The sequence below is a fragment of the uncultured Tateyamaria sp. genome (assembly GCF_947503045.1).
Lineage (GTDB): Bacteria > Pseudomonadota > Alphaproteobacteria > Rhodobacterales > Rhodobacteraceae > Tateyamaria.
This window is the reverse complement of the sequence record NZ_CANNCF010000001.1, coordinates 373,302-399,086: the sequence shown is the minus strand read 5'-3', so window position 1 is coordinate 399,086 and position 25,785 is coordinate 373,302. Positions and strand designations below refer to the sequence as shown.

Here is a 25,785-nt window from a genome sequence, read left to right as displayed (position 1 = left end):
AAGGCGTACATATATGTTACCCAGAGCCAAGGAGGCCATCATGCCCGCAATCGCCCTGCCACAGCGCCTGCCCGTGCGCGCTGCCCTCGTGAACGAGGTGTGGGGCCTCTGGAAAAGCCTGTCGGTGGCACGCACCAACCTGCTGCGCATCATCCCCGAAGCGGCCACCTCCCAACCCATCGTTTCTGGCAGAACCGGCAAGCGCTGGCACATGGTGATGGATCCGGGCGCAATCCGGCACATCCTGCTGGATCGGCTGGAGGATTATCCCAAATCGCTGGTGACCAAGAACCTGTTGAAACCCGCCATCGGCGAGTCCCTGTTCATCGCCGAAGGCGCGCATTGGCGCTGGCAACGGCGCACGGCGGCCCCGGTTTTCACCCATCGCAACATGATGAACCTCGCCCCGATCATGACCCGCGCCGCCGAACGTGCCACTGAACGGGTGGCCACTGCAGGCCCGCGCGCCGTCAACTTTCTGGACGAGATGGTGACCACCACCTTTGACGTGATCGCGGATGTGACCTTTTCCGGCGGCGACACCTTTGATCGCGATGCGGTGCATCATGCCATAGACGACTACATTTCCGAGGCGGGCAAGATTTCGCTGTTTGACGTACTGGGTGCACCCGACTGGGTGCCGCGTCCGGGCCGGGTGATGTCAGGGCAGGCGATGCGCGACATGAAGGTTGTGGCCGACCGGGCCATTGATGAGCGCGCGGCGCGTGGTCCCGAAGGTGTGCCGGACCTGCTCGATCTGCTGATGGCGGGTGAGGACCCGAAATCGGGGCGCCGCATGAACACGTCCGAGATGCGCGACAACCTGCTGACGTTTATCGTGGCCGGGCACGAAACGACGGCGCTGACACTGGCGTGGTCGATGTATCTGGTGGCCTTTGACCAGGACGTGCAGGATGCCGCCCGCGCCGAGGCACAATCCGTGTTGGGGGATCGCGCCGCCACCGGCGCAGATGTCGAAGACCTGCCCCTGATCCGCCAGATCATCGACGAGGCGCTGCGCCTTTATCCACCTGCCGGGATCGTGTCGCGCACGGCGATGGCCGATGATGTGCTGTGCGGGCGCGAGGTGCGCAAGGGCGATACGGTAATGCTTCCGATCTATGCGCTGCACCGCTCGCACCTGCATTGGGACGATCCGGATGCGTTCCGCCCTTCCCGCTTTGCGGATCGCAAGGCCATTGACCGCTATGCCTATCTGCCGTTCGGGGACGGGCCGCGCATCTGCATCGGGGCCTCCTTTGCGCTGCAAGAGGCGGTGATCATTCTGGCCACCATGCTGGCCCGGTTTCGCGTACGCCCTGTGCCGGGGCGCGATCCGGACCCGGTGATGATCCTGACCGTCCGCCCCGAGGGCGGCGTGTGGCTGATGGCAGAGCCTGCCTAGCCGTCCTCGGCCGTGTCCTTTTCGGGACTGTCCTTGCAAATATTGCGCAGTGCCGCCCAGTCCTCGTCGTTCAGGATCGGGCTGGTGCGCCCCTGTGCCTTGGCAAATTCGCGCGCGGCTTCGGCCCGCTCAATGGTTTCGGGATGACTGGACAGATAGACGGGCAGGTCGGGCATGGCCCGCTCGATCCCGTCGAGGCTGTCAAAGAAGGTGGCGAGCGCCTCGGCATCCGTTTCCGACGCGTCGAGCATGTTGAGGGCAAACACATCCGCCGCCGCCTCTGCCTCGCGGGTGTAGGAGGCGTTGAGGGTGTATTCAGCCACCACAACCACCGCCGAGCCACCGGCAAAATCACCCAGAACCAGCGCCAACAAGCCCGCCGAGCCCGCCGAGCCTGCCGCGCGCAGGGCGTTGCGGGTGGTATCACGCGCCTCCACATGGCCGATTTCATGGGCGAGGACGGCGGCAACCTCGTCCGGGGTCTTGGCGCGATCAATGAGCCCGCGCATGATCACGATCTGCCCGCCGGGTGCGGCAAAGGCATTGACCATCTTGTGGTCGAACACCGCGATATTGAGGTCATAGGTCAGATCGCCCGCCTCGGTCAGGCGGTCCGTCATCTTGTCGAGTGCTGCGCGCCCCGCCGGGTTGGTGCAGGCCAGTCCCCCGACCCGCTTGCCGCCCAGAAAACGCTCCATCTGGTTGACGACGGTCTTGCCATAGGCGACCTCGCGCTCGATCGGGATCAGGGTGGCGAGCGTATTGGCCATGGCGGGCAGGATGACAAAGATCATCAGCACCACGGCCCCGACGGCCAACCCGATGCGGGTCACGACCTTGCGCCCGGTGCCCCGCTCCACGTCGCGGCGGCGCAGATCAGGGCACAGGCGGGTGAGGATGCTGATCATGTCGGCGTCATCGACCGTCAGCCGCGCCGTTCTGATCAACGCGCTGTCCAGTGACGCATCCGCGCGCAGGCTCAGCACCAGTTGATCGGTGCGGGCATGGTCGGCCAGTGCCCGGATCGCATCCAGCGGCCAGTATTGCGACCCCATAGGCAAGTCCGGATGTGTCAGGCGCAGCGTTTCCGCCGCCGTGTCCACGGCCAGATCGACATCCAGTCGCTGGCCACTTTCACCGTCGAAAAAGCGCGCCTGCGCCTGCATCAGATTGCACCACCCACATCAAGCGCGTCCGCGAACCCTTCGGCATCCGCGCCCTCATCTGCAGCGCGCTGCTGAATGGTGTTCAAGTGATCGGCGTTGTGCACATAGACGTTGTTGACCGCATGTTCGATCACCGGCTGGGTGATGATGACAAGGCTCAACCCGCCCGCAACCAGCAACGCAAGAACGTAAAGGACAGCGCTGGTCACCAAAGCAAGTGCGCTTGGCGCGGCACCCGGTTGAGACAATCCGCCGCCGATAAAGACGTCCATGCTGGACGCAAAGACAAAGCCCATCACCCCAAAGATCACGGCCATCAGGACGCCGATGATGATCGTGCCAACGATCACAATAAACGCGACCCGACCGGTCTCGACCTTTGCTTCGAAGGTCACTTGTCCGTCAAGAATCTTGTGCCCGGTCAGATAGTTGAACGCATAGACCCGGTAGTAAAGCAGCCCGATCAGGAACCAGATGTAACCGACAAAAATCGCGATCCCGGCCAGCAATGGGGACCCGGTCGCAAAACCCAAAATCCCTCCGACAATCATGATAGCAAGCGCGATGAACACGTGTTTCATCCCGGCATAAAGGTCCTGCCAGCGCCCTGTCTGTTCAAATTGCGCATCGCCGTACCAGCTGCGGTCGGCCATGTATTTCTCGAGTTTGAAGGTCGCCAGCGGATTGAGCAGGCCCAGCGTGATTGCGTTCAGAAGGTAATAGCCCAGTGCGCGGGCGGCAAAGCCCCAGGCTCCGTTCTCCATCCCGAAGCGGATACCCCGCCAGCGTGAACGCGCCATCTTGTAGCGCCGCGCGCGGTACTGCGCGAACAGCATTAGTGGCAAAACCGCCAGCAATGTCAGATAGATGGCGCCGATCTGCGCCAGCTCCTGACCTTGGGTCTGCGGATCGACAAACAGGTTCAGACCAAAGAAAAACAGCGCCATCTGCACGATGCCCAGATAGATTGCAAGGATGACAATGGCGACCAGAAAGCCGAGGAATTTCTCAAGCCCGGTGCCGGTATATTCAAAACTGTCGCCGTCCCCCGTGGTGGCCGACCAGATGTATTTGCGGATACGGGTCTTGGCCCAAAACCGGTAGATGCCCAGCGTCACGAGGGTCAAAAGGGCCGTCACGATGTAGAGGCGGAACAAGGGTCCGCGTTTGCCGAAATACTGTCCTTGAATTTGCGCGCTCATGATGTCTGCCTCGTGTCCTGTCTTGGTTGTTACCGATCAAGGCGCAGAGGCCCGACTCGGTTGGGTCAATTAAATTTATTATCGCGCGGGAAGCCGCGCGGGGCCATACGCCCGGCGCCTGCGCGCTTTCCATGCCATTCGGTCAATTCGGTTTCGGTGCGGGTGCGCCCTGCCGGATCATTCCAGCTGAGGCCTTCTGCGCGGGTGAATGTCGTGGCGTCGCTCAGCCCGCCATCCTTGTATTTTTGCAGCCTTACGCCCTTGCCGCGTGCCATTTCGGGCAGTTCGTCAAGACCAAAGACCAGCACTTTGCGGTTTTCGCCGACCACCGCGACGCTGTCGCCCTGCACCGGTTTGCACACAGCAACGCCGGTGTCGCCGCGCACGTTCAGCACCTGTTTGCCGCTGCGGGTCTGGGCGATCACCTCGTCCTCGGGCACGATGAACCCGTCCCCGGCCGATGAGGCGACCAGCAATTTGCGCCCCGGCACATGGATCCTGATCGAGTGGATCTGCGCCTCGTTTGGAAGATCGACCATCAGTCGCAGGGGTTCGCCCATGCCGCGCCCGCCGGGCAGGTTGGCCGCTGACAACGTGTAAAACCGGCCATTGGAACCCACCACGACCAGCCGGTCCGTGGTTTCAGCGTGAAAGATAAAGCGCGGACCGTCACCGTCCTTGAATTTCAATTCGCGGGCGAGGTCGATATGGCCGGTCATGGCGCGGATCCAGCCCATCTGGCTGCACACCACGGTGATCGGTTCGCGGTCGATCATCGCCTCAAGGGGCACGTCCTCGAAGGTGCCCGCCTCGGCAAAAGTGGTGCGCCGCGCGCCGCCTTCCCAATCCTTGCCGAACTGCTTTTTCGTCGCGCGCAATTGCGTGGCGATGGCATCCCACTGCAACTCTTCGCTTTCCAGTAGGTCCTCGAGGCCCGCGCGTTCTTCCATCAATGCGGATTGTTCGCGCAGCAACTCGACCTCTTCGAGGCGGCGCAAGGAGCGCAGGCGCATGTTCAGGATCGCCTCGGCCTGCACGTCGCTCAACTCGCCCTCACCGGGCGCGGGGCCAACATAGTCGGCCTCGTTCATGGCCCGCGGGTGATCCTTGCTCCAGTCCTCGCGCATCAGCGCGGCCTTGGGATCGTCATCATAGCGGATGATGTCGATCACGCGGTCAAGGTTCAAAAAGGCGACGATCAGCCCTTCGAGCACCTCAAGGCGATGGTCGATCTTTTCCATCCGGTGCTGGCTGCGGCGGATCAGCACCTCGCGGCGGAAATCGAGGAAAGCGCGCAGCACCTCCTTCATCGAGCAAACCTTGGGCGTCACCCCGTCGATCAGCACGTTGAGGTTCAGCGAGAACCGCACCTCGAGGTCCGAGTTGCGATAAAGCATCCCCATCAAAACGTCCGGGTCCACATTCTTGGAGCGGGGTTCGAGGATCAGCCGAATATCGTCGGCGGATTCGTCACGTACATCGCCCAGAATCGGAATTTTCTTGGTCTGGATCAGTTCCGCCAGCTTTTCGATCAGCTTGGATTTCTGGACCTGATAGGGAATTTCGGTGACCACGATCTGCCACTGGCCCCGTCCCAGATCCTCGACCTCGTAACGGCAGCGCAGGCGGAACCCGCCCTTGCCGGTGCGGTAGGCCAGCGCGATCTGATCTGCGGGTTCAACGATGATGCCGCCCGTGGGAAAATCAGGGCCGGGCACGTAGTTCAGGAGCGTGTCGTCGCGTGCATCGGGCGTCTTGATCAGATGCAGACAGGCATCACACAGCTCGGCGATATTGTGCGGCGGGATGTTGGTGGCCATGCCCACGGCAATACCGCTGGAACCATTGGCCAACAGGTTCGGAAACTGCGCGGGCAGCACCACAGGTTCGGTCAGCGTGCCGTCGTAATTGTCACGGAAATCAACCGCGTTCTCGGTCAGCCCGTCCAGCAGCGCCTCGGCCACAGCCGTCATGCGGGCCTCGGTATAGCGGGATGCGGCGGGGTTATCGCCGTCGATGTTGCCAAAGTTGCCCTGCCCGTCAACCAGCGGATAGCGGACGTTGAAATCCTGCGCCAGACGGGCCATCGCGTCGTAAATCGCCGCGTCCCCGTGGGGGTGATAGTTGCCCATCACATCGCCGGAAATCTTGGCCGACTTGCGGAAACCGCCCGTCGAGGACAGGCGCAATTCCCGCATAGCGTAGAGAATGCGGCGGTGAACGGGTTTCAGACCATCGCGGGCATCCGGCAGCGCGCGGTGCATGATGGTGGACAGCGCATAGGTCAGATACCGATCGCCGAGCGCGCGGCGCAGCGGCTCGGATAGGTCCATGTTGGGGGTGTCGGCCTGATCTGACATATATGCTGTGTAGCGGGCGCAACATGCTCCGACAAGCTGTGACCCGTCCATTTGGCGAAATTCGGGAACCGTTTGGCCCCTTCCGGAGTTGCTCTGACACAACAACCCACCGCGATGGGGAAATTCTTTGGTTTTTTACCAGTGATGGGAATCGCCGCGCCTGTTATGGATCAATCATGTCGTCGGTGGGCTGCTGGGACGGCATTGTGTAGTTTTTGGGGGATCGCAAACGATGTTGCGCTTCATATTGATCAGTTTTGCGTTTCTTGCCTTCGTTTTTTACGAGATGAGCGGTGGCGCTGATTTCGATGCAGAAGAACTGCGTCTGTCGCGGATCGACGCGCCTGCCGAAGTCGAAACCACTCCGTTGCAACGCGCAGATCTGGCGCCCCTCCCACAGCCTGCGCCTGAGAACGTCACACGCGTCTCCCTGAGCCTCACATCGGTCAATGACGTGTTGCGCCCGACCAACCTCCGCACCCAGCTGGCCAAAGAGACCCCACCAATCGAAGAAGAGGTGGCCGTCAGCGAAGAAGAACCCGTCATCATCCTGCCGAGCCTGATCGTGGATCGCGCTGTGATCACGCCCGTTACCTTTGGCGAAGATGACGAGGTCGAACAGGTCACACCGGTCGCGTCGGGTGACTTCGCCGTTCGTGCGGTCACCGGCAACAGCGTGAACGTACGCGGCGGTCCGGGCACGAATTATGCGGTGGTCAATCGCATGGTGCGCGGCGACAAGGTCGAAATCCTGCAGAACCCCGGTGACGGTTGGGTGCAACTGCGCCCGGTTGGCGGGGGCCCCGTGGGCTGGATGGCCGATTTCCTTCTCAGCGACGGCTGATCGACGCGCGGCCATTGCGCTGTGCACCCTGACGCGATTATGACTGCGCCTCAGGTCGAACGAAGGCGCTCATGTCACAGAAATCCATCCTCATCACCGGCTGTTCGTCCGGCATCGGCCATGCCGCAGCCATCGGGTTGCGCGAGGCCGGTTGGCGGGTCTTTGCCTCGTGCCGCAAGGCTGCGGATTGCGAACGCCTCCGCGCTGAAGGATTTGACAGCCCCCTGATCGACTATGCCGACACGGCCAGCATCCACGCAGGCCTGGCCGAAGTTCTTGAGGCCACCGGGGGCACGCTTGACGCCCTGTTCAACAATGGCGCATTTGGCACGCCCGGCGCGGTCGAGGATGTGCCTACGGACGCCTTGCGCGCCATTTTCGAGGCGAATTTCTTTGGCTGGCATGAGTTGACACGCGCCGTCATCCCGGTGATGCGCGCGCACGGGCAAGGGCGGATCGTGCAATGCTCGTCCGTGCTTGGCTTTGTCACCCTGCCCTGGCGGGGGGCTTATAACAGCACCAAATTCGCGCTTGAGGCGCTGACCGACACGCTGCGCCTCGAGATGCGCGATACCCCGATCCACGTGATCCTGATCGAACCGGGGCCGGTGACCAGCGACATCCGCGTGAATTCGATCCCGCATTTCGAACGCTGGATCGATTGGGAAGTCTCGCCCCGCGCCGATCAATACCGCACGGGACTGTGCAAGCGGCTCTATGAGGATCGAGGGCCCGACACATTTGAACTGCCGCCCGAGGCGGTGGTCAAAAAGCTGCGTCACGCCATCGAATCCCCGCGCCCCCGCCCGCGGTATTTTGTCACGACGCCCACCTACGCAATGGCATTCCTACGCCGGATTCTGCCAACCCGCGCACTTGATTGGGTGTTGTCGCGCACTTGATGGCACAACCGCTTCGCTTTTCTGCGATGGCCCGCTAAGTGGGGCGGTAAGGGAATAACAATTAGGACGGATAGGACATGTCGGACCCGTTTCTCATTCTGATCGTGCTGGCCTGCCTTGCGGTTGTGGTGGTGCTGATGCTGGGGCTTGGTGGTTTCGCCAAAGGGTCCGGATGGGCGCAGAAGAACTCCAACAAGCTGATGCAGTATCGGATTGCGGCGCAGTTCGTCGCGGTGCTGCTGATCCTGGCCTATGTGTATTTTCGTCAGTCCGGAGGGGAATAGGGCATGGTTGTACTGAACAAGATCTACACCAAGACCGGGGATGCGGGCGAAACGGCCCTTGGCAACGGCGCGCGGGTGGCCAAGCACGCGATGCGGGTGACAGCCTATGGCACCTCGGACGAGTTGAACTGTTTTGTCGGCGTGGCGCGGCTTGAGGCCAGCGGTAACGTCGATACAGCACTCAGCCGTATCCAGAACGATCTGTTCGATCTTGGCGCCGATCTGTGCCGCCCGGACATGGAAAAGGACGCCGAAGCCGAATACCCGCCGCTGCGCATGGCCGACGCCCAAGTCTTGCGGCTGGAGACCGAGATTGACGCAATGAATGACGCGTTGGAGCCCTTGCGCAGTTTCATCCTGCCCGGCGGGTCGGCCCTGTCAGCCCATCTGCACGTGTGCCGCACCGTGGCGCGTCGCGCCGAACGGCTGGCCGTCGAACTGGCAACGATGGAGGCGGTGAACCCTGCGGCGGTCAAATACCTCAACCGGCTGAGCGACTGGTTCTTTGTCGCCGCCCGGATCGCCAACAACGGCGGCAAAGACGATGTGTTGTGGGTTCCGGGCGCGAACCGGTAAGGTTCGACAGCCCTATCGCCCGCCTCACTCAGGCTCCCACAACTCAATCGGCGTACCCTCGGGATCGGCCAGATGGGCAAACTTGCCAATGCCCGGCATGTCATCCAGCCGTGTGACCGAGATGCCTGCGGCCTCCAATTGTGCGATTATGGCACCAAGGTCGCGGACCTTGAAATTCAGCATGAACGCCTTGTCCGCCGCAAAATATGTCGTGTCGGCCGAAAAAGGCGCGAACACGGTGGCGCCCCCTTCAGGCGACCATGGTTTCTGATCCGCATCCGTGGGCACAAAATCGATGCCCAGCATGTCGCGATACCACTTGGCCAACTCGTCTGGCCGTTCCGCGCGGAAGAAGAATCCGCCAAACCCAAGAACCTGTTCCATCACTATCCTCCTTGCCAACAGCTTAGCATGTTTCCCATTGGCGCGCTCTAGGGACGAAACGCGGCGTCTATTTGCCGTGACGCGACGATTTTGACCTGTTTCCGTAACGGCGCTTTAGGTAAAGGGACACAGACAAACTATCTCGCCTTGCAAAAGACGAGTCGAATTTTGAAGAGAGGAACGCTCATGAAGGTGCTTGTGCCCGTCAAACGCGTGATCGACTACAACGTGAAAGTGCGCGTCAAAGCGGACGGATCGGGTGTGGATCTCGCCAATGTGAAAATGTCGATGAACCCGTTTGACGAAATTGCAGTCGAACAGGCCATCCGGTTGAAAGAAGCGGGTCAGGCCGAGGAAATCATCGCCGTCTCCGTGGGTGTCAAGCAGGCGCAGGAAACCCTGCGCACGGCGCTGGCCATGGGTGCGGACCGTGCGATCCTCGTGATTGCGGCCGATGATGTGCACAACGACATCGAGCCCCTGACCGTCGCCAAGATCCTCAAAGGTGTGATCGACGAAGAACAGCCCGGCCTCGTGCTGTGCGGCAAGCAGGCGATCGACAACGATATGAACGCCACTGGCCAGATGCTGTCGGCCCTGATGGGTTGGAGCCAGGCGACCTTTGCCTCCGAAGTCGAGATTTCGGGCGACAAGGCCAAAGTCACACGCGAAGTGGACGGCGGTTTGCAGACCATCGAGGTCACCATGCCGACGGTTATCACCGTCGATTTGCGCCTGAACGAACCACGCTATGCGTCGCTGCCCAACATAATGAAGGCCAAGAAAAAGCCGCTGGATGAAAAGACAGCCGCGGATTACGGCGTTGATGCAGCCCCGCGCCTCACAATCGTGAAAACAACCGAGCCCGAGGCGCGCGCCGCCGGGATCAAGGTTGGTTCGGTGGACGAGCTGGTGGCGAAACTCAAAGAAGCAGGAGCAGTGTAATGGCAGTCCTTCTACTTGCAGAGATCAATGACGGCGAACTGGCGATGGACGCCACCGCCAAGGCCGTGACCGCCGCATCCTCTCTGGGCGATGTTGTCGTTCTTGCCGCAGGTGCGACCTGCGCCGCTGCCGCTGCCGAGGCTGCGACCATCAACGGTGTGTCCAAGGTGCTCTGCGCCGAAGATGCGCTTTATGGTAAGCGTCTGGCAGAACCTGTGGCCGACCTGATCGTGTCGCTGGCCGGGGATTACGAACACATCGTCGCCCCTGCGACCACGGACGCCAAGAACGTCATGCCACGCGTGGCTGCCCTGTTGGATGCGATGGTGATTTCGGACGCAACTGCCGTGATCGACGCCAACACGTTTGAGCGGCCCATCTACGCGGGCAACGCGATCCAGACGGTGCAATCGGGCGATGGCAAAAAGGTCATCACCTTCCGTACATCGACCTTTGATGCCGCAGAAACGGGTGGCTCGGCTTCGGTCGACACGATCTCGGCAGCGGCGGATCCCGCCCTGTCGTCCTGGGTCGAAGACAAGGTCGCTGCCAGCGACCGTCCCGAACTGACATCGGCAGGTGTGGTTGTGTCCGGTGGGCGCGGCGTCGGCTCCGAAGATGACTTTGCGTTGATTGAAAAGCTGGCTGACAAGCTGGGCGCCGCGGTTGGCGCGTCCCGCGCGGCGGTCGATTCAGGCTATGCCCCCAACGACTGGCAAGTGGGTCAGACCGGCAAGGTTGTGGCCCCTGACCTTTATGTTGCAGTCGGGATTTCCGGCGCGATTCAGCACCTTGCGGGTATGAAAGACAGCAAGGTGATCGTCGCAATCAACAAGGATGAAGAAGCCCCCATTTTCCAGGTGGCGGACTACGGCCTTGTGGCAGACCTGTTCACGGCCGTGCCGGAACTGATTGAGAAGCTGTAATTTATTGGCAATCAAAGAAAAGGCCCGGCGCAGGGATGCGGCGGGCCTTTTTGATGTCAGATCATCTCTTTCAGCACGGGTTTGAGTGCTGAGGCGATTTCACTGTGCATCGCGGGCCCCAGCATTCTGGAGGCTGCAGGAACATCAAGTTCAGACAACACCATCCCGTCCATGCCCGCGGCCTTGACCTCGTCCGAGGCGACAACCTCGACATAACGGGTCGCCAGCGGTTTGACTTCGTCCAGCATCGCGCGGCTGACAAAAGCAAGGTCCGAGTCCATGTCCCCATTAGCCTCGTCCGGCGTCTGATCGCTGGCCCACAGCAAGACGGATTTGCCCGGTATCTGGCTGAGCACAAGGCGCATCCGCGCGACCCACGCCGTGCGCAACTCGTCAGCGACTGGCTCGAACCGTTGCGGCGAAACCGTCATCAGGCGCTGCAGCATGTGATTGGTAAAGTTGAACTCGGCAAAGTCCACATCGCGGTAGATCGCCCGCAGCAGGGCCGAGGCATCGACAAAGCGGTCGTTGCGGCGCGGATGCACGCGGTAGAACCGGTTCGACATATTGCGCGGGCTGGTGATCTGGATGACGGTCACCGCCGCCTTTGTCGTCACCTCGCGCAGGAACGGGTCGGTGGCGAACACGTCGACACCACCATTGAGGCTGCCAAAGTTCACGCAAGTCATGCCCAGGTCAGGTTCCAGCACGTCCGGAAACGGCGTCTGGATGAACTTGCCATAGGTCGTCGTGCCCCCGAAAAATGCGATGAACGGGTCGGTCAGCGACCGGCGGGGGCCGCGAAACAGTACTCTTGAATTGCCATACCTGCACGGCAGGTAGTCGAGTCCCCCCGGACTCAGCGCTTCGTAACTCATGAAACCCACTCTCAATAAATTTCCCACCTGCACATTCGCATGTGCAGCTTGCCAATTCCCTAATGGAACATGACGATTTTGGGGCATCGGTAACCTTTGCGTGCCACAAAGACCGCCCCTTGCCCCTGCCCTTGGGCTGCCCCTATGGTGCAGCGGCGAGCAAAAGGGGCGATCATGGACATCAAAACAGTTGGAATCGTAGGTGCAGGTCAAATGGGCAATGGCATCGCGCATGTCATGTCGCTTGCGGGCTATGATGTGCTGCTGAATGACGTGTCTGAAGAAACGCTTAATGCAGCCATCGCGACCATTGACCGCAACCTCGAACGGCAGGTCAGCCGCGACAAGATCACCGCCGAAGCAAAGGCCGACGCGATGGCCCGGATCAAGACCACCGGGGCGCTGCCTGATCTGGGGCAAAGCGATCTGGTGATCGAGGCCGCAACAGAACGCGAAACAGTGAAACAGGCAATTTTCGAAGACCTGCTGCCGCATCTGAAGCCGAATACGATCCTGACCTCTAACACCTCGTCCATTTCGATCACACGTCTGGCCAGTCGGACGGACCGGCCCGAAAAGTTCATGGGCTTTCACTTCATGAACCCGGTGCCGGTGATGCAACTGGTCGAGTTGATCCGGGGGATCGCCACGGACAGCGAAACCTTTGCCGCCTGCAAGGCGGTCGTCGACAAACTGGGCAAGACGGCGGCGACGGCCGAGGATTTTCCGGCCTTCATCGTCAACCGCATTCTGATGCCGATGATCAACGAGGCGGTCTATACCCTATACGAAGGCGTCGGATCGGTGTCGTCCATCGACTCGTCCTTGAAACTGGGGGCCAACCACCCGATGGGCCCGCTAGAGCTGGCCGATTTCATCGGGCTCGACACCTGCCTTGCCATCATGAATGTGCTGCATGACGGGCTGGCGGACACCAAATACCGCCCCTGCCCCCTGCTCACCAAATATGTCGAAGCGGGATGGTTGGGGCGCAAATCCCAGCGCGGATTCTACGATTATCGCGGCGAGACGCCCGTACCGACCCGCTAGGCGCGTTTTCCGCGCCTCGGTCAGGTCGTCAGTTATCAAGTGCCAATGTGTGCGCGCGCAGCCACGCCATGAACCCGCGCGGGTCGTCTTTCCACTTTTCCACGTCTTCCTGCGGCAGCGGATGCCCCACGATCGGTCCCTGCGGTTTGTTGCAGGAATGCACGATTTCATGCAGCAACAGGCCCTGACGCAGCATCGGAGAGACCTGGTTGGCGATCTGATAGGCGCGGCTATTCTGGCCCTTGAATTTCATCGGCACAACCGTCGCCCCGGACCGGCGGATCAACTGCGCCGTAAACACGGCCCACTCGCCTTCAACCGCGTCGCCCCACCATGTTTCAGAGGCCGCGACTCCGCCTGAGGGAAACAGCGCCACAACGCCCCCCTCTTTCAGATGGGCCATCGCCTTGGCGCGCATTTCCACGCCTTTGCGCTGCGCGTCCTGATCATGCGGGAACGGCACCGGGATCATGTAGCTGCCGGCCACTTCGTCAATCGCCGTCAAAAGCGAGCGCGTCAGAATACGGTAATCGGGGCGCACGCGGCCAATCAGGTCGGCAAAGATCATCCCGTCCACCATCCCGTGCGGGTGGTTGGCCACGACAATCACGGGCCCCTCCTTGGGGATGCGATCCAGCTGTTCCTGCGGCGTGGTGAGGTTGATGCCCATAACATCCAGCGCAGCGCGCCAAAACGCCTGCCCGGACGGTGCGCCTTGGCGCTCGAATTTGCGGATCAGGCGCAGAATGGTCAGCTTGCCGGTAAAGGCCTCCATCACGCGAATAAAGGTGGCCTTCCAGGGGTCTTCGAATGTGGACGCATAGGACAGACTGCGCCTGTCATATTTGGCAAAGCTGACCGTTTCCGGTTCAACAACTTTGGTCATATTTTGCGTGCTTTCGACCAAGGTTTCGCCACCTCACATGACCTGTCCAACCCAGCCGGATTGGCTCAGGCGTCCTCCCCAAACTTGTCCGCCACCAGAGCGGCAAGCGCCTCCGCCAATGCATCTGCATCCGGACCGGAGGTCTCAACGTCAATAAAACTTCCAATCGGCGCTGCCAACATCAAAAGGCCCATAATGCTGTCCCCTGATGCAGACATGCCATCCTTGCTGACCGTTGCACGGGCGTCAAATGCCTCGACCACTTCGACCAGTTTGGCAGAAGCGCGTGCATGCAGACCTTTGATATTTACGATTTCCAGTTTGGCTTGAGTCATGGATTATCTGTCTGCACTTATATTTTGACTGTCTATATACTTCTTGCCTGCATCCAGCGCCAAACGCACGGCGTCCGCGATGTCCAGTTGGCGGCTTTTGGCGAGTTTGATGAGCATGGGCAAATTCGCGCCGTAAACGATCCGGCGGTTGTGCGGGCGACAAGCCAGCAGGCTGAGATTCGAGGGCGAGCCGCCAAACAGATCAGTCACAACAACCACGCCGCCACCACTGTCCACGGCATCAGCCGCCTCGCAGATCTCAAGTTCCTTTTCAGAGCGGTTGTGATCGGGTTCGATCGCAATGGCGCGCATGCCGGGCTGGCGGCCAACGACATGTTCGATGGCACGTAGGTATTCGCCTGCAAGCCCTCCGTGGGCCACGATCACGATGCCGATCAAGCTTTATGCCTCTTTGCGTTTGTGGCGATCCAGTTCGCGGTGGCGAATAGACACCTGCCAGCCCGCCGCTGCAAGGGCTGCACCCAAGGTTTCGGCCATTGCAACCGACCGATGCTGCCCGCCGGTACAGCCCAGTGCAACCGACAGGTGAGACTTGCCCTCAGCGAGGTAGGCCGGCAGCAGCCAGAACATCATCTCGGCCAGTTTCGCCTCGAACTCCGCCGCGCGCGTGTCGGTCCGGATATAGTCGCGCACCGCCGCATCCTGCCCGGTGCTGGCGCGCAGGGACGGTTCCCAATAGGGATTTTTTAGAAAACGGCAGTCAAACACCATATCGACCGAGCGCGGCAGACCACGCTTGTAGCTAAAGCTTTGCACCGACACCGCCAACTGGCTGTGATCGCCTTTGGAAAACCAGTGTTCGACTTCCGCGCGCAGCTGGTGAACGTTCAGATCAGATGTGTCGATCAGGATGTCTGCGCCGGATTTCAAGGGCTCAAGTAACTCCAACTCGCGCTGGATGCCTGCCTCGACTCTGTCCGCTTCGGCCAGCGGATGCCGCCTGCGGGTTTCGGAAAACCGGTTCAGCAGGACATCGGTGCGGCAATCAAGATAAAGCAATTCCGGCACGAGGCCTTTGACAGCGGCAATCCGTCCGAATGTGTCCATGACAGTGGCGAGTGAAAAATCCCGGTTGCGGGGGTCGATGCCCAAGGCGACGGGCTTGTCCGGGATCGGGTTTTCCAGCAGCGCCGCGATGAGGCGCAATGGCATGTTGTCGATGGCCTCATAGCCCAAATCCTCAAGCGCCCGGATCGCGCTGGAGCGCCCTGCACCCGCCGGGCCGGTGACAAGCACAAATCGTCGCGCATCTGCTGGGGGCGTGCTCATTGCGGTTCTTGTCTTCCTCGTTGGAGGTATTGGATTATGGCGGCGGGCCAGGCATCACTTGCGGCATTGTGCAGGCATGGTCGCGTCAATCCAAGGATCGTCACCTCATGGCGCTGCGGCAGACGGTCGCGCTCTTTCTGGTCAAGGTCAATGACAAGGTCGATGGCGGCCACAGTGGTGTCAGCGTGCAAAAGCCCTACCCCGCGCGCTTCGATCACGCCCAGGATTGCCGTCGGTGCGGAGGCCCAGAGCAGGTCGTCTTGGCGGGCCAGTTCCGTTTGATCATCCGCTACCAAAGTGCAGCCCATCGCCATAAGCTGCAGAGCCAACGAGGATTTTCCGCTGCCGGATGCGCCAGTGATCAGCACACCCTTGCCATCAAGCGCGACGGACGAGGCGTGCAGGCGGGTGCGGTCGGCCATCGCCGGTCAGACCGGCAAACCCACGACAAATCGTGCGCCAAGCGGTTCGGACGTGATATCGGCATCCGTCGGACGGATGTTTTCAGCCCAGATCACGCCGCCATGGGCCTCGACAATCTGCTTTGAAATCGCAAGGCCTAGGCCGGAATTATTCCCGAAATGCTCGTCTGGGCGCTGCGAGTAAAAGCGCTTGAAGATTTTTGTCAGCGCCTGATCCGGGATGCCGGGGCCTGTATCCTCAACCACAATCAACACACGGTTTTCACGTTTGCGGGCCCAAATGCGGATGGCGTCGCCGTCCTCGCAGAACGAGATGGCGTTGGTGATCAGGTTTACAAACACCTGCGCCAAACGCGCCTCAAGCCCCTGCACCTCGATCGGATTGGCGGGCAGGTCAGAGATGAATTCGATGCCCTTGCTGCGTGCATCCTCACCAAGGTATTCGCTGAGATTGCTGAGCATATGCAACAGGTTGAACGGTTCTTCCTCTTCCTTGACCAGTTCACTGTCCAGGCGCGAGGCGTTGGAAATGTCGCTGACCAGCCGGTCGAGGCGGCGCACGTCGTGGTCGATTACATCCAGCAGTTTTTCGCGCTGATCATCGCGTTTGATCATTCGCAATGTCCCGACCGCCGAACGCAGGGAGGCCAGAGGGTTCTTGATCTCGTGGGCCACGTCAGCGGCAAACTGTTCGTTGCCGTCGATGCGATTGTAGAGAGCGGCAATCATGCCGCGCAGTGCCCCCGAAAGCCGCCCGATTTCATCCGGGCGCGCGGTGAGATCCGGGATGCGGATGCGACCGGGATTGACCTTGCGTGCGTTTTTGTCCCGGCCCAGCTCGGCTGCGGTCGCCAGGTCGGAGAGCGGATTGGCAATGGTCGAGGCCAGCACAAGGCTCAGCCCGATGGAAACCAGCGTGGCGATGACAAACATCTGCAAGACGCGCTCTCGTTCGCTGCGCACCATGGCATCGATTTCACCCGAGGCACTGATCAGCGCCACGACGCCAACGGCTGCGTCCCCCTGTTCGATGGGTGTGACCACGCTGAACAGCGCGCCACCGGCGCCATCCAGTGCTTCGCTCACTTGCGTCTCGCCGCTGAGTGAGCGGGCCACCAGGGGGCGCAATTGTTCTTCGATCGCAGGTGGGGCGGTGGGTTCGGACGCAAAGGGGCCGGACACCGCGTTCCACAACCAGCTCAACCCGTCTGTCAGCAGTGCCAGGTCTTCGCCGGACGTGCGCTCCGGCTGCATCGGCGCGAGCGTGCCCTGATTTTGCGCGATCAGGGTTTTTCCTGTGTCAAAGACGAAAACCTCGTGGCCGCGACGCAAATCCAGATCGGCCAGAGTGCCGGGCACATCTACGCCATCACCGGTGGCAAGGTTCACCGGCGCACCCTCGGGCAACTGCGCCTCGATCACGTCAGCCACCAGCTGAGCCTGCGCCACAAGCGCAGAAATGCGCTGCACGGCAAGGCTGTCGCGAGTTGAATTGAGGTAAAGAATGCCCGCAACGAGAACGTTGAGGGCAATCAGGTTGAACGTGATGATCTTGCGCGCCAACGGCGAGCCGCGCAGCGAAATCAGGCTGCGCCGCGCACGGTCGTCACGCAATTCTGACGAGGCTGCGGTATCGGGCGCAACCCAGTCTTCCCCAAGCACGACGTCGCCGTCATGCGATGGTGGGGTGCTCATGTCTCGCACGATTGTCCCCTCGGCCAATGCCAGTTCTGGCGTCTTTTATTCTTCGTTGTAACGATAGCCGATGCCATAGAGCGTCTCAATCGCGGAAAAATCATCGTCCGCACTGCGCATCTTCTTGCGCAGACGTTTGATGTGACTGTCGATTGTGCGATCGTCGACATAGACCTGATCATCATAGGCCACGTCCATCAGCTGGTCGCGGGATTTCACGAAACCGGGACGCTGTGCAAGGGCCTGCAACAGCAGGAATTCGGTCACGGTCAGCGACACATCCTTGCCCTTCCAGGACACGGCGTGACGCAGCGGATCCATGCGCAGATCACCGCGCTCCATCACCTTGGTTTCTTCGGTTGTGCCGACCTCATCCGAGGCCACCGCATCCTGGCGGCGCAGCAAGGCGCGAATGCGTTCGACCAGCAGGCGCTGCGAAAACGGCTTTTTCACGTAATCATCGGCGCCCATGCGCAGGCCAAGGACCTCGTCGATCTCGTCATCCTTGGAGGTCAGGAAGATCACCGGCATCGTCGTTTTCTGACGCAGACGCTGCAACAGGTCCATTCCGTCCATGCGCGGCATCTTGATATCAAGCACCGCCATATCCGGCAGACGCTTGTTGAACGCATCGAGTGCGGCCTGCCCGTCGTTATAAGTCTCTACCTCAAACCCTTCGGCTTCAAGCGTCATGGATACCGACGTCAGGATGTTCCTGTCGTCGTCCACTAATGCAATTTTTGACATTGCCCGTTTCCTTGTGCTGCTCGTTTTTTAGTTATTTTCCGCCATTGTTCCGGTTTTGGCCTTTCGAATCAATCAATAACTGCGAATCACATGCCGAATGCCCCCACACTGTCGCCAGAAAATGGTTAGGAATGGCTAAATTGCCGCACATTCCCGCCCAAGTCCGGTGGCGGACGGCATTGTTTGCGCAACCGTCCCGGATGATGGCGCTAACCTGTGCCGGTTGGCTGTTCACCTTTGGAATCCGCATGTTATCACCGCCCAACGATGCGGCGTCGTCGCGTCGGGCCATTGGCCACCCTCTGACCAGAAACGCCACAGCGCGGCAGCAGGAGCACTCACATGACATTTGGACGGGTCAACCCGAACTTTCGCCTCGATGATCAAGGATTCACCGGTCTGGGCAATGTCTATTACAACCTGATCGAACCAGCCCTGATCGAACGCGCCCTCGAGCGGGGCGAAGGCACATTGGGCAAGGGTGGCACGTTTCTCGTGACCACCGGCAAGTTCACGGGCCGCTCGCCCCAGGACAAGCATGTGGTGAACACGCCAAGTGTCGCTGATCACATCTGGTGGGAAAACAACGCCTCCATGTCGCCCGAAGGGTTCGACACACTCTATGAGGACATGCTGGCCCACATGAAGGGGCGCGACTATTTCGTGCAGGACCTCGTGGGCGGGGCCGACCCGAGCTATGCGATCAATGTGCGCATGATCACGGAAATGGCGTGGCATGGCCTGTTCATCCGCCATCTGCTGCGCCGCCCGGATGCCGAAGACATCGCGGATTTCATCGCCGATTTCACCGTCATCAACTGCCCGTCTTTCCAGGCCGACCCGGCGCGGCACAATTGCCGGTCCGAAACCGTGATCGCGATGAACTTTGACCGCAAGGTGATCCTGATTGGCGGCACCGAATATGCAGGCGAAAACAAGAAATCGGTCTTTACCCTGTTGAACTACCTGCTGCCCGAACGCGGCGTGATGCCGATGCACTGTTCGGCCAACCATGCCCATGGCAACCCTGTGGACACGGCTGTTTTCTTTGGCCTGTCGGGCACCGGCAAGACCACGCTGTCGGCCGATCCGGGCCGGACCCTGATCGGGGATGACGAACATGGCTGGTCTGACCGCGGGACGTTCAATTTCGAGGGCGGCTGCTATGCCAAGACAATCAACCTCAGCCGCGAGGCGGAGCCCGAGATCTATGCCACGACCGAGAAATTCGGCACTGTGATTGAAAACATGGTCTTTGATCCCGACACCAAGGACCTCGATTTCGACGATGACAGCCTGACGGCCAATATGCGCTGCGCCTATCCGCTGCACTATATCTCGAACGCGTCGGCTTCGGCCCTTGGGGGACATCCCAAGAATATCATCATGCTGACCTGCGATGCCTTTGGCGTGCTGCCACCCATCGCACGGCTGTCACCGGCGCAGGCGATGTATCACTTCCTGTCCGGGTTCACCGCCAAGGTGGCGGGCACAGAGCGCGGCGTGACGGAACCCCAGCCAACATTCTCGACCTGCTTTGGTGCGCCCTTCATGCCACGCCGTCCCGAAGAGTATGGCAAGCTGCTACAGGACAAGATCGCCAAACATGGCGCCTCGTGCTGGTTGGTCAATACGGGGTGGACCGGCGGGGCCTATGGGACGGGCAGTCGGATGCCGATCCGCGCCACCCGCGCCCTGTTGACTGCAGCCCTTGACGGGACACTTGCGGCCGGAGAATTCCGCAAGGATCCCAACTTTGGCTTTGACGTTCCTGTGTCCGTGCCTGGCGTGGCTGACATCCTGCTTGATCCACGCCGGACCTGGGATGATGTCGAGGCCTATGACCGGCAGGCGGCCAAACTTGTCGACATGTTCTCGAACAACTTCGAACAGTATCTGCCCCACATCGACGAAGACGTAAAAGCGGCCGCCATCGGCTGACCACTTTTACCGGTACTTACGCAGCACTTGCGATCTGCTCGGCATAGGGCAGGTCAAGGGCGTAGTGCAGGTCCTCGCTCGACATATAGCCCATGGTGCCCGCGAAGGTGTCTTCTGAGTTTTTCAGCACGTAGTTGATCGCATCCGGTTCGTTGTGCATGAACCCGAACCGCGCGGAAAAGCCCTTGAACGCGAGGCTTTTGGCAATGAAGCCAAAGGTGAAATCCGGGCGCCAGTGATCCAGAGCGGTCAGGAATGCATGTTTCCCAAGCGCAGGAGACAGCAGCGCACCGCGCCGTGGCGAGCCTCCAACCCAGAATTCACCGTGATAGACGATGGTGCCTTTCATACGCCTGGCACCAGGGCCCGCGCGATAGACTGTCCGGCCATAATCGATGTCCATGCCCGATGGCTCAAACTCGCGTAGGTTGCGCGAAAGATATTCGGCAAGGCTCAGATGCAGGGTCGGCAACGTCTTCATCGCCTGGGTATGAATGATCTCGCCAGCCTCGTTGCGGCCCACCATCCAAATCGCGTTTTGCTCGGTCAGCTCGTACCTTGCCGGCTCAAACGGCTCGCCCAAGGCGTGATCCGGGCGCGCTGTTGCAAGCAACTCACGATATTCCTCGAAGTCGGACCCGCTCGTGATTGTCACGCCCATGCTCTGCAGCTCGTTGTGACTGGCCGCATAGAGGAAGTGGGCCTTTGAATTGTATTGGAACGTCATGGTTAATCTCCGTGGCAACCTACAGAGATAACTATAAATCAGAATTTCTATTTGTAGTCGAATTTTGGTAAAATTGAGATTTCTTTCATGATCGCGTCGTCTGGCATACGGGGCCGGTCGTTCGGATCGAGGCCGATGATTTCCACGTCATGGTGCCGGTCCACGACGGATATCAGGGCGAACGTGCCATCGGGGAAACGGCCCGGCAGCAAGAGACGCTGATAATAAATTGGCAGATATGGTCCGTCATCTTCCCGCTTGAGCTGGGTATAGATGTGATCAAGGCGGGTGTTCTCGTGGGTTGCGGCATCCTCAAACGGCGAGATCATAAGGTGCGCGAAATCGTCTCCACCGGGCAAAACATTCATGTTGCGGCCGAGGCTGGAGCGGGCGGCCACCCAGCCCGACCAGGTCACATAAGAAGACTGATCCCCGATTTCGATGCAAATCCAGCCGTTTGGCGAATCACGGTAGACCATGAAAAAGGGGCGTACCTCCTGCATGATTTCGGACTCCAGCTCTCCGTCTGACAAGGCCCAGGCGCGGAACGCGGCCTTGAGAAGGGGTCGCTCCAACGCCCACAAATCACCCATGGGCCGTTGCTGCATCCAGAAACAGCGCCCCTCGGGCAGCTCGGCATGCACATGTTCCAACCCGTTGCGGTGGCTGATCTGACCGAGCAGCCATGACCGCCCCCGTGCCAGCAAATCCCGCGCCTCGGGTAATGCAAGACGCCCTGCTTCGGTCAGGTGGTACTGGCGGCTTTCCAATGTGAACAGCGGTTCGCCCTTTACAGCCTCCAGTTGCGCAATGTGGCGGCGGACGGTCTGGCGGGTGCTGTTGAGTTCGGCGACAGCATGGGACAAATTCAGCGTTTCCGCCAAAGTCGTGAATGAGCGTATCATCTCGAACAAGAGAGGCTGATTCAGAGTTTCAAGACTGTCTTTCGATTCGGACATTTTGCCGTTCTATGGATGATAAATAATACGTCACGGTTAAACAAATCATACAATAATGCAACATTGACGTGTAGTATATGTAAAAATCTACTCAATTGAACCGAATTCGCGGATCGCGGATCACTTTGGGAGAAACAACCAGAGGTAACCAGTTCATGTCCCATCCTGTAGATGTCCACGTTGGAAAACGCCTGAAGCAAATCCGCACGTTGCGCCGTATGTCGCAAACGGATGTTGCCAAGCGTCTCAACCTGTCGTTCCAGCAAATCCAAAAATACGAAATCGGCTCGAATCGCATCGCCGCCAGCCGTCTGTTTGAACTGTCGCGCATCCTCGACGTGCCCACATCGTACTTCTTCGAAGGCATCGCCGAACCCGAAGCGGCCGTCGAGCGTGACAACAGCCTTGATATCGTCAATGCACTGGCCGCCATCGAGGACGAAAAGATCAAGACACGGATCGTGACCTTCATCGAAGACGTCTCTGGCCTGACCGTCGCGCGCCGGGCGTCCTAAGCCACCAGTGATCGCCGGATCAGGTTCAGCCCGACAACAAGCAGGATGAACAACGTGGCCTTCTTGAAGACCACCTGATCAATCCGGTCCAACACTTTCCCGCCCAGCCATTGGCCCAGAAGGGCTGGCGCGATCAGCGCAAGGCTGAGCGGAAGTGTTTCTGCCCGCAAAACACCCGACCCGATATGCGCGCCAACAAGTGCAATCGCGCCGAGCCCATAGATGACACCCTGCACGCGCATCTGTTCGGCTTTTTCGGTATTGAGCGCGGTCAGATAAAGCACGGTGGGCGGCCCCCAGATGCCCGAAATACCACCGAGGAATCCGGCAAAGGCCCCGATCCCGGCCTCGACATCCTTGCGTTGGCGGGCCAGTGCCAGCTGCCAGCCAGCCAGTTGCAGCAGCGCAAACAGCACAACGGGCACACCGATCAGGCCAAGCAACACGCTGATCGGCAACACCCGGACCAGTTGCGCACTTGCGACCAGCACCACCCCGCCGACTGTCAGATAGACCCAGAATCGCCTCGCGGATGCCCAGGCGGGTGCGATTCCCTGCCCCAGCGCTTGCGTACCGTTGGCAACCAGCGTTGGAAGGATCAGCCCGGCCAGCGCGATTTCCGGTTCCATGATCGAGGACAGGCCGGAAATCACCACCATTGGCATCGCGAATCCCACCACGCCTTTGACGACTCCCCCAAGCACCGCGATACTGAGCGCAATCAACCAAAGCTGCGGAGAGAGAAGGTCAAAAAACATTTCCATTCCGCCCTCTTACGCCTGTCGGCGCGGGTCTGCAAAAGAACTGCGCGAAATAATAGAACAAATAGACGCACCCAAATGAATATTTGTTGCGCTGCACCTGCAAAGTAGATACGAGAGCGCCAACCCGAGATGAGGAGCCAAACCATGGCACATGATGGACAGGACATGAGCACCGCAGCCCCCGTTTTGCTGGATGATTTGCTGGCATTGACCGGGGCCGCAATCGCCCCTGTCGACGCAATCACAGAGCTTGCCCGCACCCGCCTGCGCGATGCGCTCAGCGTGGATGGTCGCGTGTCCTCTGCCCTGGTCGAAGAGCACCAGACCGCCGCACATGGCCTTGCGTGGCTTGCCACATATGCCCAGTCGTTGCGGCAGATGCACAAATGGGCAAGCGACCTCGAATCCCAATCTCGATTCGGTGAAGTCGAGGCGCTGATCCTGCAGATCGCCTTTGGTGAATACCTCTGGCAGATCTATGGCGGCATCCAGATGAATCAGGGCGAAGTGCTGCGCCTGCAGGACATGGGCCTGTCCCAGGATGACATGCGCGGAATGATGGACCCGGCTGTGATGGCCCTGACCCAAGGCGGCAACACCCAAGCCGCCCGTGTGCGTCTGGTTGAACTGATGCAGGAACGCAGCGCCGAAATCACTGTGGGCGCCAGCGGGCTCGACGAAGAGCTTGAGATGATCCGCGAACAGTTCCGCCGCTACGCGGTCGAAAAGGTCGAGCCCTTTGCCCATGACTGGCACCTCAATGACGAATTGATTCCGATGGAGGTCATCGAGGAACTGGCCGAGATGGGCGTCTTTGGCCTCACCATCCCCGAGGAATTCGGCGGCTTTGGCCTGTCCAAAGCCTCCATGTGTGTGGTGAGCGAAGAACTGTCACGCGGATATATCGGCGTCGGCAGCCTTGGCACCCGCAGCGAGATTGCGGCCGAGTTGATCATCGCAGGCGGCACGGATGAACAAAAGGCCAAGTGGCTGCCCCGGCTTGCAAGCGCCGAAACCCTGCCCACAGCTGTGTTCACCGAACCAAACACCGGCTCCGATCTCGGGTCGCTGCGCACGCGCGCCGCCAAGACCGAAAGCGGCGACTATACCATCACCGGCAACAAGACATGGATCACCCACGCCGCACGCACCCATGTGATGACGCTTCTGGCCCGCACGGATTCCGAGACGACCGACTACAAGGGTCTGTCGATGTTCCTCGCCGAAAAGACGCCCGGCGATGACGCCAACCCCTTCCCGACCGAGGGCATGACGGGTGGCGAGATCGAGGTGTTGGGCTATCGCGGCATGAAAGAATACGAGCTGGCCTTTGATGGCTTTGCGGTCAAGGGCGAGAACCTCTTGGGCGGCGAAGAAGGCAAGGGTTTCAAACAACTGATGGAGACCTTTGAATCCGCCCGCATCCAGACCGCGGCCCGTGCCATTGGTGTTGCGCAATCCGCGCTCGATATCTCGATGCAATATGCGCAGGACCGCAAGCAATTCGGCAAATCGCTGATCGCCTTCCCGCGCGTGGCCAACAAACTGGCGATGATGGCAGTCGAGATCATGGTGGCGCGTCAGCTCACCTATTTCTCGGCCTTTGAGAAAGACGAGGGGCGGCGTTGTGATGTCGAGGCCGGAATGGCCAAGCTGCTCGGCGCCCGTGTGGCCTGGGCAGCGGCGGACAATGGGTTGCAGATCCATGGCGGTAACGGCTTTGCGCTGGAATACAAGATTTCCCGCGTGCTGTGTGACGCCCGCATCCTCAACATCTTTGAGGGCGCAGCGGAAATTCAGGCACAGGTTATTGCGCGTCGATTGCTCGGCTGAAACGAACTGCATGCGCGGATCAAACAGGCTGACCCGTTTTCCGAAACCGGATAACGTAACAGAAACTCAATTGAGTTTCCGCCCCCGCATTGATTGACGCGCGGCCCAAAACCTCCAAAGTGGCGTCATGCTCACTTTCGCCGCAGCCGTCTTTTTCCTCATCATAACTCCCGGCCCCGGCGTTCTTTCCGCAGCGGGGGTCGGTGCGGCCTATGGCATGCGGTCGGGCCTGCGCTACGTGCTCGGTCTGTTCATCGGCAATAATCTCGTCATTCTGGCCGTTGTGTCCGGGCTTGCCGCGCTGGTTCTGGCCGACCCGCTGGTGCGCACCTTCCTGTTTGGGTTGTCCACAGCCTATCTGCTCTACCTCGCGCTGCGCATTGCGCTCGCAGGTTCGAACCTCGCTTTCATTCGGGCCGACAGAGAACCCGGAGTCCTGGCTGGTATCCTGCTGCAACCGATCAACCCAAAGGCCTATGCGGTCAACACGGCCCTGTTTTCCGGATTTGCCCTGATGCCTGACGCTCTGGTGGCCGAAGCGATCTGGAAACTGCTGATTGTGAACGCCATCTGGGTGCCGATCCACGTGGTATGGGTCTGGTTCGGGGTGCGGCTCAAGGCGCTTGATCTGGCGCCAGATCGGCAACGGCGGATCAACTATGCCATGGCTGGATCAATGCTGCTGGTCGTCGGGCTGGCGGTCTGGTCGGAATTCAGCCCCTGACCCCCGACATACGCGTCCCACCGGG

At 60.2% G+C, this 25,785-nt stretch carries 27 protein-coding genes; 12 read left to right on the top strand and 15 right to left on the bottom strand.

Annotation, left to right across the window (positions count from 1 at the left end):
* Nucleotides 1-40: 40 nt before the first annotated feature.
* Nucleotides 41-1,405: a cytochrome P450 gene (locus tag Q1A89_RS02100; RefSeq protein ID WP_299723043.1), complete on the top strand. Its 1,365-nt coding sequence runs from the start codon at nt 41-43 to the stop codon at nt 1,403-1,405.
* Here Q1A89_RS02100 and Q1A89_RS02095 read toward each other — a convergent pair.
* From Q1A89_RS02095 to Q1A89_RS02085, 3 genes are all read right to left on the bottom strand, one after another.
* Nucleotides 1,402-2,571 carry a M48 family metallopeptidase gene (locus Q1A89_RS02095; RefSeq protein WP_299723040.1) on the bottom strand — a complete coding sequence of 390 codons (1,170 nt, stop codon included), beginning with the start codon at nt 2,569-2,571 and terminating at the stop codon, nt 1,402-1,404. The two genes, Q1A89_RS02100 and Q1A89_RS02095, sit on opposite strands and share 4 nt — an antisense overlap.
* Complete coding sequence (locus Q1A89_RS02090; RefSeq protein WP_299723037.1) at nt 2,571-3,773, bottom strand: DUF898 family protein; 1,203 nt, start codon at nt 3,771-3,773, stop codon at nt 2,571-2,573. Before Q1A89_RS02090 ends, Q1A89_RS02095 begins: the two co-directional genes overlap by 1 nt.
* A 65-nt stretch (nt 3,774-3,838) precedes the next feature.
* A complete protein-coding gene (locus tag Q1A89_RS02085; RefSeq protein WP_299723034.1) occupies nt 3,839-6,133 on the bottom strand; it encodes a DNA topoisomerase IV subunit A in 2,295 nt (764 codons plus the stop codon).
* A gap of 232 nt (nt 6,134-6,365) precedes the next feature.
* On the opposite strand from Q1A89_RS02085, the gene Q1A89_RS02080 reads away from it, so the two are divergent.
* The 4 genes from Q1A89_RS02080 to Q1A89_RS02065 all read left to right on the top strand — a co-directional run bounded on the left by Q1A89_RS02080 (nt 6,366) and on the right by Q1A89_RS02065 (nt 8,739).
* Nucleotides 6,366-6,977: an SH3 domain-containing protein gene (locus Q1A89_RS02080; protein ID WP_299723031.1), complete on the top strand. Its 612-nt coding sequence runs from the start codon at nt 6,366-6,368 to the stop codon at nt 6,975-6,977.
* Between the two features lie 71 nt (nt 6,978-7,048).
* On the top strand, nt 7,049-7,879 hold the full coding sequence (locus Q1A89_RS02075; protein ID WP_299723028.1) for an SDR family NAD(P)-dependent oxidoreductase: 831 nt from the start codon (nt 7,049-7,051) through the stop codon (nt 7,877-7,879).
* A gap of 77 nt (nt 7,880-7,956) precedes the next feature.
* Nucleotides 7,957-8,163, top strand: a complete 207-nt coding sequence (locus tag Q1A89_RS02070) for a twin transmembrane helix small protein (RefSeq protein WP_299723025.1) — start codon at nt 7,957-7,959, stop codon at nt 8,161-8,163.
* A 3-nt stretch (nt 8,164-8,166) separates the two neighbouring features.
* Complete coding sequence (locus tag Q1A89_RS02065; RefSeq protein WP_299723022.1) at nt 8,167-8,739, top strand: cob(I)yrinic acid a,c-diamide adenosyltransferase; 573 nt, start codon at nt 8,167-8,169, stop codon at nt 8,737-8,739.
* Nucleotides 8,740-8,763: 24 nt separating this feature from the next.
* Here Q1A89_RS02065 and Q1A89_RS02060 read toward each other — a convergent pair whose 3' ends face one another.
* Nucleotides 8,764-9,123, bottom strand: coding sequence for a VOC family protein (locus Q1A89_RS02060; RefSeq protein WP_299723019.1), 360 nt, complete (start codon nt 9,121-9,123; stop codon nt 8,764-8,766).
* A 186-nt stretch (nt 9,124-9,309) separates the two neighbouring features.
* Here Q1A89_RS02060 and Q1A89_RS02055 point away from each other — a divergent pair, with 186 nt between their 5' ends.
* Together Q1A89_RS02055 and Q1A89_RS02050 are read left to right on the top strand one after the other, a co-directional pair.
* Nucleotides 9,310-10,068 (top strand): electron transfer flavoprotein subunit beta/FixA family protein, encoded by a 759-nt coding sequence (locus Q1A89_RS02055; RefSeq protein ID WP_299723016.1) that lies wholly within the window; start codon nt 9,310-9,312, stop codon nt 10,066-10,068.
* The gene (locus Q1A89_RS02050) at nt 10,068-10,994 is read left to right on the top strand and encodes an FAD-binding protein (protein ID WP_299723013.1); all 927 of its coding nucleotides are present in this window, start codon (nt 10,068-10,070) and stop codon (nt 10,992-10,994) included. Before Q1A89_RS02055 ends, Q1A89_RS02050 begins: the two co-directional genes overlap by 1 nt.
* 56 nt (nt 10,995-11,050) lie before the next feature.
* Here the strand turns inward: Q1A89_RS02050 and Q1A89_RS02045 are convergent, their stop codons facing one another.
* Entirely contained in the window at nt 11,051-11,872 is an 822-nt protein-coding gene (locus tag Q1A89_RS02045) for a DUF6473 family protein (protein WP_299723010.1), read from the bottom strand.
* Nucleotides 11,873-12,046: 174 nt separating this feature from the next.
* On the opposite strand from Q1A89_RS02045, the gene Q1A89_RS02040 reads away from it, so the two are divergent.
* Nucleotides 12,047-12,922 (top strand): 3-hydroxybutyryl-CoA dehydrogenase, encoded by an 876-nt coding sequence (locus Q1A89_RS02040; protein WP_299723008.1) that lies wholly within the window; start codon nt 12,047-12,049, stop codon nt 12,920-12,922.
* Between the two features lie 28 nt (nt 12,923-12,950).
* On the opposite strand, the gene Q1A89_RS02035 is transcribed toward Q1A89_RS02040, so the two are convergent.
* The 7 genes from Q1A89_RS02035 to Q1A89_RS02005 all read right to left on the bottom strand — a co-directional run bounded on the left by Q1A89_RS02035 (nt 12,951) and on the right by Q1A89_RS02005 (nt 18,297).
* Nucleotides 12,951-13,808 carry a lysophospholipid acyltransferase family protein gene (locus tag Q1A89_RS02035; RefSeq protein ID WP_299723005.1) on the bottom strand — a complete coding sequence of 286 codons (858 nt, stop codon included), beginning with the start codon at nt 13,806-13,808 and terminating at the stop codon, nt 12,951-12,953.
* Between the two features lie 65 nt (nt 13,809-13,873).
* Nucleotides 13,874-14,143 carry an HPr family phosphocarrier protein gene (locus tag Q1A89_RS02030; protein ID WP_299723002.1) on the bottom strand — a complete coding sequence of 90 codons (270 nt, stop codon included), beginning with the start codon at nt 14,141-14,143 and terminating at the stop codon, nt 13,874-13,876.
* Nucleotides 14,144-14,146: 3 nt separating this feature from the next.
* Nucleotides 14,147-14,542 carry a PTS fructose transporter subunit IIA gene (locus Q1A89_RS02025; protein WP_299722999.1) on the bottom strand — a complete coding sequence of 132 codons (396 nt, stop codon included), beginning with the start codon at nt 14,540-14,542 and terminating at the stop codon, nt 14,147-14,149.
* Between the two features lie 3 nt (nt 14,543-14,545).
* The gene (gene rapZ / locus Q1A89_RS02020; RefSeq protein WP_299722996.1) at nt 14,546-15,433 is read right to left on the bottom strand and encodes an RNase adapter RapZ; all 888 of its coding nucleotides are present in this window, start codon (nt 15,431-15,433) and stop codon (nt 14,546-14,548) included.
* Nucleotides 15,430-15,855, bottom strand: a complete 426-nt coding sequence (locus Q1A89_RS02015; RefSeq protein ID WP_299722993.1) for an HPr kinase/phosphatase C-terminal domain-containing protein — start codon at nt 15,853-15,855, stop codon at nt 15,430-15,432. The genes rapZ and Q1A89_RS02015 overlap by 4 nt, the downstream gene beginning before the upstream one ends.
* Before the next feature lie 6 nt (nt 15,856-15,861).
* Entirely contained in the window at nt 15,862-17,550 is a 1,689-nt protein-coding gene (locus Q1A89_RS02010; RefSeq protein WP_299722990.1) for a sensor histidine kinase, read from the bottom strand.
* A gap of 45 nt (nt 17,551-17,595) precedes the next feature.
* On the bottom strand, nt 17,596-18,297 hold the full coding sequence (locus tag Q1A89_RS02005; RefSeq protein WP_299722987.1) for a response regulator transcription factor: 702 nt from the start codon (nt 18,295-18,297) through the stop codon (nt 17,596-17,598).
* A 342-nt stretch (nt 18,298-18,639) separates the two neighbouring features.
* Between Q1A89_RS02005 and Q1A89_RS02000 the strand changes: the two genes are divergently transcribed.
* Nucleotides 18,640-20,238: a phosphoenolpyruvate carboxykinase gene (locus Q1A89_RS02000; RefSeq protein WP_299722984.1), complete on the top strand. Its 1,599-nt coding sequence runs from the start codon at nt 18,640-18,642 to the stop codon at nt 20,236-20,238.
* A gap of 16 nt (nt 20,239-20,254) precedes the next feature.
* On the opposite strand, the gene Q1A89_RS01995 is transcribed toward Q1A89_RS02000, so the two are convergent.
* Nucleotides 20,255-20,965 carry a hypothetical protein gene (locus Q1A89_RS01995; protein ID WP_299722981.1) on the bottom strand — a complete coding sequence of 237 codons (711 nt, stop codon included), beginning with the start codon at nt 20,963-20,965 and terminating at the stop codon, nt 20,255-20,257.
* A 47-nt stretch (nt 20,966-21,012) separates the two neighbouring features.
* A complete protein-coding gene (locus Q1A89_RS01990) occupies nt 21,013-21,870 on the bottom strand; it encodes a LysR family transcriptional regulator (RefSeq protein ID WP_299722978.1) in 858 nt (285 codons plus the stop codon).
* Between the two features lie 209 nt (nt 21,871-22,079).
* On the opposite strand from Q1A89_RS01990, the gene Q1A89_RS01985 reads away from it, so the two are divergent.
* Complete coding sequence (locus Q1A89_RS01985) at nt 22,080-22,439, top strand: helix-turn-helix transcriptional regulator (RefSeq protein WP_299722976.1); 360 nt, start codon at nt 22,080-22,082, stop codon at nt 22,437-22,439.
* Here Q1A89_RS01985 and Q1A89_RS01980 read toward each other — a convergent pair.
* Entirely contained in the window at nt 22,436-23,203 is a 768-nt protein-coding gene (locus tag Q1A89_RS01980) for a sulfite exporter TauE/SafE family protein (RefSeq protein ID WP_299722973.1), read from the bottom strand. The genes Q1A89_RS01985 and Q1A89_RS01980 overlap by 4 nt on opposite strands.
* A 144-nt stretch (nt 23,204-23,347) precedes the next feature.
* Here Q1A89_RS01980 and Q1A89_RS01975 point away from each other — a divergent pair, with 144 nt between their 5' ends.
* Nucleotides 23,348-25,036, top strand: coding sequence for an acyl-CoA dehydrogenase family protein (locus Q1A89_RS01975; protein WP_299722970.1), 1,689 nt, complete (start codon nt 23,348-23,350; stop codon nt 25,034-25,036).
* 127 nt (nt 25,037-25,163) lie between these two features.
* A complete protein-coding gene (locus Q1A89_RS01970) occupies nt 25,164-25,760 on the top strand; it encodes a LysE family translocator (RefSeq protein WP_299722967.1) in 597 nt (198 codons plus the stop codon).
* Nucleotides 25,761-25,785 lie beyond the last annotated feature (25 nt).